Genomic DNA, 12,457 nt, shown 5'->3' with positions numbered 1-12,457 from the left:
AGTAGTGTTCGTTGTCCCTTGTAGCGGGGTCCGCCGATGGCGTCAGGCAGATCAGTCCAATACCGGCATTCGTGAAGATCCGGCGCCCGCATAATTAGCAAGGTTACTTATGGTACCGCGATTTCCCGGTTCAGGAAGACCTTGGGCCCGGCCATTATTCCGCCCGGCAGCGGGCGGCGGCTGCTACTTCGCTGGGTTGTGCGTGCCGATCGGCACCAGCGTCAGGTCCGGGTGGTTCTTCTCGATCCGGCGCAGGGCCCACACGTCGTTGAACAGGGCGAGGTATTCGCCGTCGGAGCGCAGCAGCACCTCAGCGCCGGGCACGGTGGCCAGCGCCGGCATGGCGTCCGCCGTCGTAATCCTGGCAATGGAATACGGCAGGCGTTCCAGCCGCATCGGCGCGCTGAAATCATGCGCCATCCGGTCCTCCACCACTTCGAACTGCATGGGGCCGACGGCGGCCAGCACCGGCGCCTGATCGCCGCGGATGTCCGAGCGGAGCACCTGGATGACTCCCTCGTGCTCCAGCTGCTCGATGCCGCGGCGGAACTGCTTGAAGCGGCTGGGGTCCTTGGAACGGGCCACCTGGAAGTGTTCCGGGGCGAACAATGGGATGGCGGGGAACTCGACCGGGTGCTCGAGGAAGAGGCTGTCGCCCACCCGGAGCGAGGAGGCGTTGACGAGGCCCACCACGTCGCCGGGGAAGGCTTCGTCAATGACCTCGCGCTCCCGGCCGAAGACCTGCTGGGCATATTTGGTGGCGAAGGACTTGCCGGTCCGGCCCTGGGTCACCACCATGCCGCGTTCGAAGATGCCGGAACAGACCCGGATGAAGGCGACGTGGTCGCGGTGCGCCTTGTTCATGCCGGCCTGCACCTTGAAGACAAACCCGGAGAAGGGCGCATCGACGGGCCGCGGGGCGCCCTCGACGTCGGGCCGCGGGGCGGCCGGCGGGGCGAAGTCCACCAGGGCGTCGAGGATCTCCTTCACACCGAAGTTCAGGGCGGCGGAGCTGAAGAGGATCGGGGTGGCCTTGCCGGCGTGGAATTCGTCAACGTCGAACTCTAGGTTGGACTCGATGACAAGTCCGGCTTCATCGACGGCGTTGGACCAATCGTCGCCCTGGCTGGCCGCGGCCTCCTCGGGGGTGAAGTATTCGGTGAGGGCAATGTTGGCGCCCGCGTTGTTGCGCTTGAACTGGGCGAAGCGGTCATTGCGCAGGTCCCAGACGCCGCGGAAGTCACCGGAGATCCCGACGGCCCAGGTCAGCGGCATGGGCTGGAGGCCGGTGCGCTCGGTGATCTCGTCCATGAGTGCCAGTGCGTCCAGGCCCGGCCGGTCCCACTTGTTGATCACGGTGATGATGGGCAGGTTGCGCTGCTTGCAGACCTCAAAGAGCTTCATGGTCTGGGTTTCCAGGCCCTTGGCGGCGTCCACGAGCATGACGGCGCAGTCGACGGCGGCCAGCACACGGTAGGTGTCCTCGGAGAAGTCCGCGTGGCCGGGGGTGTCCAGGAGGTTGATGACGGTGTCGCGGTAGGCGAACTGCAGCGCCGCGGAGCTGATGGAGATGCCGCGGTCCTTTTCCATCTGCATCCAGTCCGAGACCGTCTCCTTGCGGTTGGCCTTGCCGCTGGAGGCGCCGGCGGTGCCGATCACCTTCGCGTGCAGCGCGAGCGCCTCGGTCAGCGTGGACTTGCCGGCGTCGGGATGTGAGATGACTGCGAAAGTCCGACGCCGGGCCGCCTGCTTGTGAATCTCCTGGACTCGGGCGGGGCTAAGGACTTCTTGAGACACGGTGCTACTTTCGCTGCGGCTTTGAATGGTTGCGGCCCCGGGCTGGGGGAATCCGGCTGGCAGGGGTCGCGGGCTGTCCTGCCGGGAGTTCTGCGTAACTGCTGTGCTGGTTGCTGTGCTGACTACTGGGCTGACTGCTGTGCTGGATTTGGGCGGGCGGCGCCGGTCAGCCGGCGGCGCACCCCAAGGCTTCAAGTTTATCGCAGCCCAAGCCGCCGCCGCGAAGCGGTGCCAGCGCCGAAGAAGCTGCGTCCAAAAGTCCCCTCCGGGAAAGGGAGTTACCGGGGCATTCCGGAGGCGCCCCCGCGAAGGTCTTTTTGGACCACTTTGGGGCTTGTCCGTGCGGAACTTGGCCTGCTTTACCTCTACTATGGTGAGAGCGGGGAACCGAGTACTTTTGATCCTGCCGGCAACACTGGAAACCGGCGCACCTGCAGGCCGCGGCCTGCACCTTTGAAGGGAATATCTATGGCTCGGAGCCCTGAAGATTCACTCAAGGCGACGCTGGGCCGAGTGGCACCGGGCACCGCGCTCCGCGACGGCCTGGAGCGCATCCTCCGCGGGCGGACCGGCGCACTGATCGTCCTGGGCATCGACCGGACCATCGAATCCATCTGTTCCGGCGGCTTCGACATCGGCATCGACTTCTCTCCCACCCGGCTGCGGGAACTGGCCAAAATGGACGGTGCCATCATCTGCGACAAGGACGCCAGCAACATCCTGCGCGCGGCCGTCCAGCTGGTGCCCGATTCCAGCATCGAAACCCAGGAATCCGGCACCCGGCACCGGACCGCCGAGCGCGTTGCCATCCAGACCGGCGTCCCGGTGATCTCGGTCAGCCAGTCCATGCAGATCATCGCCCTGTACGTGAACGGGCTACGGCACGTCCTGGAAGGCTCGGAAAAGGTCCTGGCCCGCGCCAACCAGGCCCTGGCGACACTGGAACGCTACCGTTCACGCCTCGACCAGGTGACCAGTTCCCTGTCGGCCCTGGAAATCGAGGCCATGGTGACCGTCCGCGACGTTGCCGTGACCCTGCAGCGCCAGGAGATGGTCCGCCGGATTTCCGAGGAGATCTCCCAGTACGTGCTGGAACTCGGCGAGGACGGCCGGCTTCTCTCACTCCAGCTGGACGAACTCACCGTGGGCCGCGGTCCCGGCAGTGACGTGATCATCCGCGACTACTCCGGCGCGGACACGTCCGCCGAGGACATCGACCGCGCCGTTAAGTCGCTCGTGAACCTGGGGCCCACCGAGCTGATCGACCTGGGCAAAATCGCCGGGATTGTTGGCTTCGCCGGCGGCGAAGCCAACCTCGACGCCGTCGTCCAGCCGCGCGGCTACCGGCTGCTGTCCGGGCTCAAGGCCGTGCCGAAGGCCGTGGCCGACCGCCTCGTGGACCACTTCGGCGGCCTGCAGTTCCTGATGGCGGCCACCATCGATGATCTGATGACGGTGGACGGCATCGGCGACCAGCGCGCCCGGACGGTCCGCGAGGGCCTGAGCCGGATGGCCGAGGCAAGTCTGCTGGACCGCTTCCTCTAACCCCCGTCGAGTGCTTCTTACCTCCCCTTTTGAAGCCTCAAGACGGCATCTGGGCCCACGCCGGCAGGGTTCCCTGGCCGAACTTGTGAGGCGAGGGTGCCGGTGGGGAGCAACGGGGGTTAGTTGAGCTGGAACACGGCTTTGGGACTGGTTTTGTTGGCAAGCCGTGCGGTGAAGACGTAGTACGCGCCGCCCGCCCCCGGCTTGGCGTCGATCTGGGCGCACCCCTGCACGGTGCGGTTGCGCTGCCAGGGGAAATTCGCCGTCTCACTTTGACCCGGCGCGATGGTCTTCACAAGGTCCGTGGAGTCCGCCTGGCAGTCGGTGGATGAAAAGATCCGGTCTGAGCCGCTCGTGACGAGGAATTCCATCTGGGAAGTCCCGATATTGACCTTGCACGGGACCCTGTTGCCGTTGGTTACCTTGAGCGTGAGGAGCGGGTTCTCGCCGGCAGCGTAAGCGGGCTTGTCCGTTGCGGCCGTGACGGTCACGAGGTTCTGCTCGCAGCCGTTCCCCTCCGGAGATGCCGAAGGTGAAGCCGTGGGGGAAGCCGAGGGTCCCGGTCCGGCGGCGGGTCCGGTTGCCTGGCCCGGCGCGCCAGTCCCCCCGCCGGAGGAGGACTGCCCGGAGTTGAGGAGACTCGACACGGCGGCGAATCCCCCGATGGCGAGGGCGATCACCAGCAGCAGGGCGGCGCCGACGAACAGCCGGCGGCGGCGGTAGACAGGGCTGACCGGTTTCCGGGCCGGTTTCTGCGCGGGCTTCCGGGCAGGCTTGCCGGTAGGTTTCCGGGCAGGCTTGCGCACGGAATTGCCCGCCGTGCTGCGCCCCGCGGTTGCTCCGCTGCCGGAAGCCCCCGGCCGGGAACCGCGAGTTCCTGAATTGTCGTGCCTGCCCATCCTTCTAGGCTAGAGAACCGCGCCGGGTATGGCGCCCTCCCACGCCGCGGGCGGAGTGTGGCCCTCATCTATTACGCTGAATCCATCAAAGCTCTCGCCGATTCCCCCACTGCCCCTCTGGTTGCCGCGCGCCGGGACGCCACACCGGCGGCCCTTCCGCTGCCCGCGGTTCATAAGGCCCTTGCCACCTGGTTTGCGGCGAACGCCCGCGACTTGCCGTGGCGGGCTGCTGAATGTACTCCGTGGGGCGTGCTGGTCAGCGAGATCATGCTGCAGCAGACCCCTGTTGTGCGGGTGCTGCCGGTCTGGGAGGAGTGGCTGCGGCGCTGGCCGGAGCCTGCCGATCTGGCCCGGGAGCCTGCCGGCGAAGCGGTCCGGGCCTGGGGCAGGCTGGGATATCCGCGGCGGGCGCTGCGGCTTCACGCGGCCGCCGTCGCCATCGGCGCCAACCACGGCGGCCAGGTGCCCGGAACGTACCCGGAACTGCTGGAGCTGCCCGGGGTGGGGAGCTACACCGCGGCGGCCGTCGCCGCCTTCGCTTTCGGGCGCCGCGAGACCGTCGTGGACACCAACATCCGCAGGGTGCACGCGCGCCTGTTTTCCGGCGCGGCGCTGCCTTCGCAGTCGTTGAACGCCGCGGAGATGCGGCTCGCCGCGCAAACGCTGCCGGACGACGTCGGGTCCTCCGTCCGCTGGAACGCCTCCGTGATGGAACTCGGGGCGCTGGTGTGCACGGCGCGGTCGCCGAAGTGCCGGGAATGCCCGGTCAGCGGCTCCTGCGCCTGGCTCGCGGCCGGGGAGCCGCCGCCGACGTACACGCCCAAGGGGCAGTCGTGGCACGGCACGGACCGCCAGGTGCGGGGAGCCGTGATGGCGGTGCTCCGCGCGGCCGAGTCGCCGGTGGCTCCGGAGCTGCTCCAGCGGGCGGCCGCGGACCTTGGCTTCGAACCCGCCGGGGTCGGAATTCCGCTGGCTGCCCTGCACCGGCTCAACCCCGCCCCGGAACAGCTGGAGCGCGCACTGGCAGGGCTGCTTAGCGACGGGCTGGCCGAACTGCAGCCCTCCGGCTTCCAGCTTCCCGCCTGACCCCTTCCCGCCTGGTCCTTTGCCGGGCCCTAGCTGAACGGGACTCCCGGAACTACCCTGAAACATGCGCACCTTCGCGGTACTGGCGGGTCTTGGTTGCGCGGCACTGCTGGTCACCGGGTGCCAGCCCGTGACGGCATGCCCCGCGATTGGCCAGGCACAGGTGGTTGCATTGACCGTCGCGCGGGAGTACGCCGGATCCGTGAAGATCCTCCGGCTCAGGGCCTGCCAGGACGGCCGGTGCACGGAGGCTGACCTTGAGCTCTATCCCGGGAGCACGTCGGTGGACCAGGGCTGCGAACCGGGGCCCGACGGCGGGGACCGGCCTTGTTCGGCAACCTCCTCACCGGACGGCACGCTGACGGGAATGCTCGGGCTGGATCCGCTCACGGAGGCACCCATCGCAGTGACATCCAGCGGCACGGACCCCCGCGGCCGGCCCCTGCCGGTACGGACCCTGACCTTCACGCCCCAGGTTTTGCACCCGTATGGCGAACAATGCGGAAGATTCATCTCAGCCGGCGTGCTGCTGGATGCGGACGGGCTCCGGCAGGCCGGTTAGCCCGCGCGGGGAGAGGAGCACAGAGTGAACGAGAAGTGCATAAGCCGCTGGATCCGGGCCGGGCTGTGGGCACTGCCGGTCTCATGGCTTGTCACGGCCTGGTCCGCGCTGGAGCCGCAGCCGGACCAGGAGAAGGACCCGGCTGCCTGGGCCACGTTTGTCAGTTCCGGCTCGTACCAGTTCAGCCACCTGTTCGGCAGCACCGCCGGCACCATAATGGCGATCTTTGGGGTTTTCGCCCTGGGCTGCTGCCTGGCCAACAGCCGGATTGGTCGGCTGGCGCTGGCCGCGATGGTCACCGCCGTCGCCGGCACGGCTTTGCTCCTGGTACCCGCCGTGGTTTCCACCTTCGCCACCCCTGCAATCGGCAAGGCGTACCTGGCCGGGAACCAGGACGTGATGCTGCTGGAATTTCCCGGATCCATGACAGGGGCGTTCCTTCTCGGCCTCCTGCTCGCATTCGTCGGCAACGTACTGCTGGGAATCTCGGTGTGGCGTTCCCGCGTGCTCCCCCGCTGGGCCGGGGCCCTCTGGGTGAGCGGCGCCGTCGTGTTCTACGTTGCGGGTGTCGTCCTGGGGCTGGCGACAACCGGGAGCAGCCTGCCGACCCAGACGGCCGGAGCCGTGCTCATGGCCGTCGCCGGCGGGTGGATCGCGTGGAGCGGACCCCGGCAGGCCATGCCGGTCCCGGATCTGGCCGCTGCCGATGAGGCCGCGGGGTGAGACCGGTCCGTTAGGGCTCGCCGAAGCCCGCCCCGATCAGTCCCCGCAGATAATCGACGGCTTTGACGGCATCGGGTCCGCTGGCTTCGACGTGAAGCATCGTTCCTTTTCCCGCCCCGAGCATCATGAGTTCGGTCATCGAAGCACCGTCGGCGCCGTTGACGGTCACCTCGGCGTCCATGCCGGACAGTCCACCGGATATCTTCGCTGCCGGACGGGCGTGCATGCCGGCCTGGTTGATGAGTTCAAAGTCCCCTGTCGCTTCCGGGGGCCGGTGCTCGTGCGCATGCTGCGGCGCTGCCGGCGGCCGGTAGACCGCTTCCGCGGCCTCCTTCACGCCCGCGGCGTCGGCTCCGGCCTGGGCAGCCACAGCGGCGGCAACGAGCCCTTCGACCAGTGGGGCATCCGCCAGGAGCACGGAGGAGGGATCGGCCACGAATTCGAGGGCGGACTCGGCTGTCATCACGGCCGAGCCCAGATCCGTCAGGACAACCGTGCCGTCGCTGTTGGCGTCCGCAGCTTGTTCCAGCGCCGCCATGACGCGCTCGAGGCTGGTGCCGATCCGGCCGTCGTCGGTGCCGCCGGCGGGCAGGATCAGGACGTCGGGCGCCATCTGGACGGCAAGCTCGACGGCACCGTCGGCAATCTTTTCGCTGTGGGAGACGACGACGAGCTTGACCGTCATTCGGCCGCCCCGACGGCGGCCCGCAGGATCAGGGCGCTGGACACGGCGCCCGGATCCCGGTGGCCGATGCTCCGCTCCCCCAGATAGCTTGCGCGGCCCTTGCGGGCGAGCATCGGGTCGGTGGAGACAGCCCCGGCCTCGGCCGCCTCCGCGGCGGCCAGCAGGACCTTGCGCACATCGCTGTCTCCGGCGGCGGCCGCGGCGGCATCGACCGCCGGAGTCCAGGCGTCAACCATCGTCTTGTCGCCGGATTCGGCTTTTCCGCGGGCCACGATTCCGTCCCTTGCGGCCTGGAACGCTGAGGCGAGGGTGGCGGCGTCGACGTCGGCGGCGTCGCCCAGCGCCGTGCCCGCCCGGAGGAAGGCCGTGCCGTATAGCGGACCGGCGGCCCCGCCGACCTTGGACATCAGGGTCATGGCGGTCAGCTTCAGGGCCGCCCCTGCTGTTTCCGGCGGCGCCTCGGCAAGCTTGACCATCACCGCCTTGAAGCCGCGGTCCATGTTCTCACCATGGTCCGAATCGCCGATCGGCCTGTCCAGCTCGATGAGTTCTTCCCTGTGCTCCGCCATGGCGTCGGCCGAAAGTGCCAGCCACCGCAGCGCCCAGTTGACATCCAGTCCCACGGTCAGACGCCCCAACGGAGGGCGGGAGTGTGCACGGGAGCATCCCAGAGCGCCGTCATTTCATCGTCGAGGCGCAGGACGGTAATGGAGCAGCCCTGCATTTCGAGTGAGGTGATGTAGTTGCCCACCAGCGAGCGCTCCACGGTGATGCCCTGCCCGGCCAGCTGCTGCGCGGCACGGCGGTAGACGATGTAGAGCTCGCTCTGCGGAGTGCCGCCCATGCCGTTGACGAACAGGAGCACTTTGTCCCCGGAGGCCAGGCCGAGGTCGCTGACCACAGGCTCCAGCAGGCGGTCGGTGATCCCGTCGGCGTTCTCCATCGCAATGCGGTGCCGGCCGGGTTCACCGTGGATGCCGATGCCGATCTCGATTTCGTTTTCCTCCAGCACGAAGCTGGGCGCCCCGGCGTGCGGAACCGTGCAGGCGGTCAACGCGACGCCCATGCTGCGGACGTTCTGGTTGACCCGGTCGCCGATGGCGGCCACCGCGTCGAGGTTGTCGCCGCGCTCGGCGGCGGCACCGGCGATCTTTTCCACGAGGACCGTTCCGCCCACGCCGCGCCGTCCGGCGGTGTACAGCGAGTCCTGCACGGCGACGTCGTCGTTGACCAGCACGGTGCGGATGTCCACGCCTTCGGCCTGGGCCAGTTCGGCAGCGGTCTCAAAGTTGAGGACGTCGCCGGTGTAGTTCTTGACGATGTGCACGACGCCGGCGCCTGAGTTGACGGCGAGCGTCGCCGGGAGGATCTGGTCGGGTGTAGGCGAGGTGAATACGGCGCCGGGCACCGCCGCGTCGAGCATTCCCATCCCGACGTAGCCGCCGTGCAGGGGCTCGTGCCCGCTGCCGCCGCCGGAGACGAGCCCGACTTTCCCCGCCACCGGCGCGTCCTTGCGCACGATGTACTTGGGGTCCGCAAAGACGGTCACGAGGTCGGCATGGGCAAGCCCAAAGCCTTCCACTGACTCGTCAACCACTGCGCGGGGATCATTGATGAGCTTCTTCATGGCTGTGCTCCCTGGATGGTGTCCTGGCTGCTTGGTTGAACCCTACTACCGGGGCCCATGCCAGCGGTAGGCTCCGGATTCACAACCTCTGACGCGCAACCGGGGTTCTCTCTGACAGCAGCCGTCCCGGATCCGCGGGTGCGTCAGGTGGGCTTATCCGCCCACAACGGGAAGTTCGGCCAGGCGTCGCCGCCCAGCCAGGAAAACGGCGGCGCATGGTGCCGGCCCTGATCGGACCCGGGCGCGGGGCCGGACCGGGATCCGGCGCCCGGCTGATGGGCCGGCGCCTGGTCCTCGGCTGCCTGTCCCCCGGAGCCCGGGTCCGAGCCGGGTGCCGCCGGGGCCGCGCCCGCGATAGTCATTTGAAATGCGGAGAAATCTGGAAAAATGACGCGATCGTGCAATTTCTTGCCTCCGAAAGTTGGTCGGTCCACCCCCTGGACCGGGATCAGTTTATCCATCAAATTTATTGATGGGAAGACCCCGGCCTGCCCGGCTTCTGGCGCAGTTGCCGGATGCCAGCGGACCCCCGGCAGTGGCGTTCTCTGCGGCTTTCGGCGCCGTCTAACTACAGGGTTTTGATCATCCGGGTGTTGCCGAGGGTATTGGGCTTCACCCGGGCCAGGTCCAGGAACTCGGCGACGCCCTCGTCATGGGAGCGCAGCAACTCTGAATACACCACCGGGTCGACGGCGGTCTGGTCGGCCATGACTTCGAACCCGTGCTTCTTGAAGAAGTCCACCTCGAAGGTCAGGCAGAACACGCGGGCGACACCCAGGGCACGGGCGTCCTCCAGCAGGCGCTCCACCAGCAGATGGCCAACGCCCCTCCCCCGCCAGGCGTCCGACGCGGCGAGCGTACGCACCTCGGCGAGGTCCTCCCACATAACGTGCAGCGCACCGCAGCCAATCACTTCACCGCCGGAGGACTCTGCGATGCGGAACTCCTGCAGGCTCTCGTAATAGGCCACGGTTTCCTTGGCCATGAGGATCCGCTGGTCGGCCAGTGGCGCCACCAGCGTCTTGATCGCCCCGACATCGCTCGTGCGGGCAGGGCGGATGCGGATTGTCTCAGTCACAGGCCAATCTTACGGGGGCTGGACGTCCTTCCGATCAGGATCAGGCGAGGTGCCCAACGCACACGGCGGAGGAGGCTGGGACATTGACGTAGCGTGCGTCTAAGCGAGGAACGAGCGAGCACGCGGTAAATGTCCCAGCCTCCGAGCCGGAGGTGAGACGACGCGAGGAGCCTAGAGGCCCAGCTCCGCAGGCACGGGCAGATCCTTGTCGAGCAGGTTCCTGGCAAGGAAGTGCTCCACAACGCCGTACCAGACCTTGGCGTGCTGCGGCTGCAGGATCCAGTGGTTTTCGTCCGGGAAGTAGAGGAACCGGTGTTCGGTGTCGCCGTTCTCGTCGGCCGCGAGCCGGGACTTGGAGAGCAGTTCATACCAGAGGCGCAGGCCCTCGCCGATCGGGACGCGGTAGTCCTTGTCGCCATGGATGACGAGCATGGGCGTGCTGATGCTCTCCACGTGCAGGTGCGGGGAGTTCTCCAGCGCCATCTCCGCCGTCATCTCCTTGAGCCAGTACTGCGCGGCGTCGGTAGTGGGGCCGAACTGGTCCAGCGCCCAGAGGCTGGCGTGGGTGACGATTGCCTTGAAGCGGTCCGTGTGGCCGGCCACCCAGTTGGCCATGTAGCCGCCGAAGGAGCCGCCCATGGCGGCCGTGCGGGTCTCGTCGATGTCCGGGCGCTGCACGACGGCGTCGGTAATGGCCATCAGGTCGGTGAACGGAGCCTTGCCCCATTCGCCCCAGCCCCGCTGGATGTGGTGCTGTCCGTAGCCGGTGGAGAGGGCAGGGTCAGGCAGCAGCACCGCGTAGCCCCGGGCCACCAGCAGCCAGGGATTCCAGCGCCAGGTCCAGGCGTTCCACGAGCCGAGGGGCCCGCCGTGGATCCAGAGCAGCAGGGGCACCGGGCTGCCGGCCGAGGCGCCTTCGGGGAGGGCCAGGTACGCCGGAACGCGGGTCCCGTCCGCCGCCGTCGTCTCGACGCGTTCCAGCGAGCCCTTGTAGTGGGGGCGCCCGGCGGGGGCAGGGAGACGGACGACGTCGCCAGTGGCAAGGTCGATCCGCACCGCTTCCGCGGGGAATTCATAGGAGCTGCGCAACGCGTACGCGGCGCCGCCGTCCGGGGCGACAACGACGTCGGTATACGCGGCGGTGTCTTTGGTCAGCCGGGTCACTTGGCCCGCACCGCCGCTGCCGGTCACGCTGATCCGGAAGACCGGCGAAGCGCCGTCGTCGTCGGCGGTGACGAGCACGGCCGAACCGTCGGGCAGCCAGGCGGCAGGGTGCGGCCAGCGGTCCCAGTCGTGGGCGAGCGGAGTCAGGCCGGCGTCGCCCGGCGCATCTCCGGACACGCTGCCCGGGACGTCGAGCAGGTGCAACTTGACCTGTGGGGCCGCGACCGGCGTGGTGTCGCTCTCGCTGAGGACCACGAGCGTCCGGTTGTCCGGGCTCACCGGGCCGGGGAAGTAGCTCATGCCCTCGGTATCCAGCAGGACGGTGCGGGTGCCGGTGGCGACGTCGATCGCGATCAGGATCGAGCGTGAATTCGCGCGGGCGAGCGGCTTGTTGAAGCTGCTGTAGATCGTTTTGCCGTCCGGGCTGACGACGGCGTCCGCGTCGCGGAGCGCGCTCCCGGCGTCGGGCGTCAGGTTGCGGAGCTTCAGCGGCGGCGCGGCGTCAACCGTTGCGGGCCTGCCCGGCTCCTGCTCCTCGCCCGGTTCGACGGCGAAGAGCCTGGGCTGGGCCGGCCCCAGGTCGGCGTCCCAGTAGCGGACGGGATAGCCGCTGTGCAGGATGGCGGCGACCTTGTTGTCCTTGCGCGCCTTGCGGCGATCCTCGTCGCTGTCCTCGTCCGTGGACCCGGCCAGCACGGAGGCGTTGACAAACAGTGCGCCGGTATCTTTCGCAGCCAGGAGTCCGCTGACGCCGCCGGCCCGGGTGAGCACCACGCGGGCCTCGCCGCCGTCCGCGGGCAGCATCCACAGCGCGTTCACGGGGTCTGCCTCGGGGGTTTCCGGGTCGGGGCGGGCGGAACTGAAGTACAGGTCGCCGCCGGCGGCGAACACGGCGCCGGCCTCCCCCTTGGCGCTGCGGGTGATCCGGCGGGCCTGCTTCTGCCCCCCGGGGTCCAGTTCCCACAGGGCTGTGCCGTATTCGGTGCCCTTGGCGTTGAGTGTGGCCACCGTGGTGACCAGCCTTCTGCCGTCGGGGCTCAGCGCCAGCCCGGACACCCTCGGGATGGCGAGGTAATGGTCCAGGTCATGGAAGGGTGTCTCGGGTTTTTCGCTCAGGGTCTCTGAATCGTTGGAAGCCATGCACCGATTCAACACCTACTGTGCGCCGGATCACATTATGTTCACTAATAGTGAAACATTACTTTCAGATAGGCAATGTTGCCGGGGCCGGGACGGGGGCGGGGGTTTAACGCAAAGGCCCCGCCTGCTCCTTGCGGAGCGGGCGGGGCCG

The 12,457-nt window shown here is 68.2% G+C and carries 12 protein-coding genes; 4 read left to right on the top strand and 8 right to left on the bottom strand.

Annotation, left to right across the window (positions count from 1 at the left end; all coding sequences use genetic code 11):
* Positions 1-183 precede the first annotated feature (183 nt).
* Entirely contained in the window at positions 184-1,797 is a 1,614-nt protein-coding gene (locus AC6EUH_RS04050; protein ID WP_056428222.1) for a peptide chain release factor 3, read from the bottom strand.
* A gap of 468 nt (positions 1,798-2,265) precedes the next feature.
* Between AC6EUH_RS04050 and disA the strand changes: the two genes are divergently transcribed.
* Positions 2,266-3,342 (top strand): DNA integrity scanning diadenylate cyclase DisA, encoded by a 1,077-nt coding sequence (gene disA, locus AC6EUH_RS04045; protein ID WP_056428223.1) that lies wholly within the window; start codon positions 2,266-2,268, stop codon positions 3,340-3,342.
* Positions 3,343-3,461: 119 nt separating this feature from the next.
* Here disA and AC6EUH_RS04040 read toward each other — a convergent pair whose 3' ends face one another.
* Positions 3,462-4,241, bottom strand: coding sequence for a hypothetical protein (locus AC6EUH_RS04040; protein ID WP_056428225.1), 780 nt, complete (start codon positions 4,239-4,241; stop codon positions 3,462-3,464).
* Positions 4,242-4,490: 249 nt separating this feature from the next.
* On the opposite strand from AC6EUH_RS04040, the gene AC6EUH_RS04035 reads away from it, so the two are divergent.
* From AC6EUH_RS04035 to AC6EUH_RS04025, 3 genes are all read left to right on the top strand, one after another.
* A complete protein-coding gene (locus AC6EUH_RS04035; protein ID WP_326951972.1) occupies positions 4,491-5,327 on the top strand; it encodes an iron-sulfur binding domain-containing protein in 837 nt (278 codons plus the stop codon).
* A 64-nt stretch (positions 5,328-5,391) separates the two neighbouring features.
* On the top strand, positions 5,392-5,889 hold the full coding sequence (locus tag AC6EUH_RS04030; protein WP_056428227.1) for a hypothetical protein: 498 nt from the start codon (positions 5,392-5,394) through the stop codon (positions 5,887-5,889).
* Positions 5,890-5,913: 24 nt separating this feature from the next.
* Positions 5,914-6,612 (top strand): hypothetical protein, encoded by a 699-nt coding sequence (locus AC6EUH_RS04025; protein WP_056428231.1) that lies wholly within the window; start codon positions 5,914-5,916, stop codon positions 6,610-6,612.
* Between the two features lie 10 nt (positions 6,613-6,622).
* On the opposite strand, the gene dhaM is transcribed toward AC6EUH_RS04025, so the two are convergent.
* From dhaM to AC6EUH_RS03995, 6 genes are all read right to left on the bottom strand, one after another.
* A complete protein-coding gene (dhaM, locus tag AC6EUH_RS04020; protein WP_499737880.1) occupies positions 6,623-7,297 on the bottom strand; it encodes a dihydroxyacetone kinase phosphoryl donor subunit DhaM in 675 nt (224 codons plus the stop codon).
* Positions 7,294-7,920, bottom strand: coding sequence for a dihydroxyacetone kinase subunit DhaL (gene dhaL, locus AC6EUH_RS04015; RefSeq protein WP_056429257.1), 627 nt, complete (start codon positions 7,918-7,920; stop codon positions 7,294-7,296). The genes dhaM and dhaL overlap by 4 nt, the downstream gene beginning before the upstream one ends.
* A gap of 2 nt (positions 7,921-7,922) precedes the next feature.
* Positions 7,923-8,924 carry a dihydroxyacetone kinase subunit DhaK gene (dhaK, locus tag AC6EUH_RS04010; protein WP_056428237.1) on the bottom strand — a complete coding sequence of 334 codons (1,002 nt, stop codon included), beginning with the start codon at positions 8,922-8,924 and terminating at the stop codon, positions 7,923-7,925.
* Between the two features lie 143 nt (positions 8,925-9,067).
* Positions 9,068-9,286 carry a hypothetical protein gene (locus AC6EUH_RS04005; RefSeq protein ID WP_156367527.1) on the bottom strand — a complete coding sequence of 73 codons (219 nt, stop codon included), beginning with the start codon at positions 9,284-9,286 and terminating at the stop codon, positions 9,068-9,070.
* Between the two features lie 206 nt (positions 9,287-9,492).
* The gene (locus AC6EUH_RS04000) at positions 9,493-10,002 is read right to left on the bottom strand and encodes an amino-acid N-acetyltransferase (RefSeq protein WP_056428239.1); all 510 of its coding nucleotides are present in this window, start codon (positions 10,000-10,002) and stop codon (positions 9,493-9,495) included.
* A 171-nt stretch (positions 10,003-10,173) separates the two neighbouring features.
* Positions 10,174-12,306: a S9 family peptidase gene (locus AC6EUH_RS03995; RefSeq protein ID WP_499737879.1), complete on the bottom strand. Its 2,133-nt coding sequence runs from the start codon at positions 12,304-12,306 to the stop codon at positions 10,174-10,176.
* Between the last annotated feature and the right edge of the window lie 151 nt (positions 12,307-12,457).

It is taken from the genome of Arthrobacter sp. 001422645, from assembly GCF_059816125.1.
Note: the sequence above shows the minus strand (reverse complement) of the source record. Positions and strands in the feature narration are given on the sequence as shown.

Bases quoted from the DNA above. Each gene is read 5' to 3' on its own strand.
- disA (WP_056428223.1), top strand. From the start codon at position 2,266: ATGGCTCGGAGCCCTGAAGATTCACTCAAGGCGACGCTGGGCCGAGTG.
- AC6EUH_RS04040 (WP_056428225.1), bottom strand. From the start codon at position 4,241: ATGGGCAGGCACGACAATTCAGGAACTCGCGGTTCCCGGCCGGGGGCT.
- AC6EUH_RS04030 (WP_056428227.1), top strand. From the start codon at position 5,392: ATGCGCACCTTCGCGGTACTGGCGGGTCTTGGTTGCGCGGCACTGCTG.
- dhaM (WP_499737880.1), bottom strand. From the start codon at position 7,297: ATGACGGTCAAGCTCGTCGTCGTCTCCCACAGCGAAAAGATTGCCGAC.
- dhaK (WP_056428237.1), bottom strand. From the start codon at position 8,924: ATGAAGAAGCTCATCAATGATCCCCGCGCAGTGGTTGACGAGTCAGTG.
- AC6EUH_RS04005 (WP_156367527.1), bottom strand. From the start codon at position 9,286: ATGACTATCGCGGGCGCGGCCCCGGCGGCACCCGGCTCGGACCCGGGC.
- AC6EUH_RS03995 (WP_499737879.1), bottom strand. From the start codon at position 12,306: ATGGCTTCCAACGATTCAGAGACCCTGAGCGAAAAACCCGAGACACCC.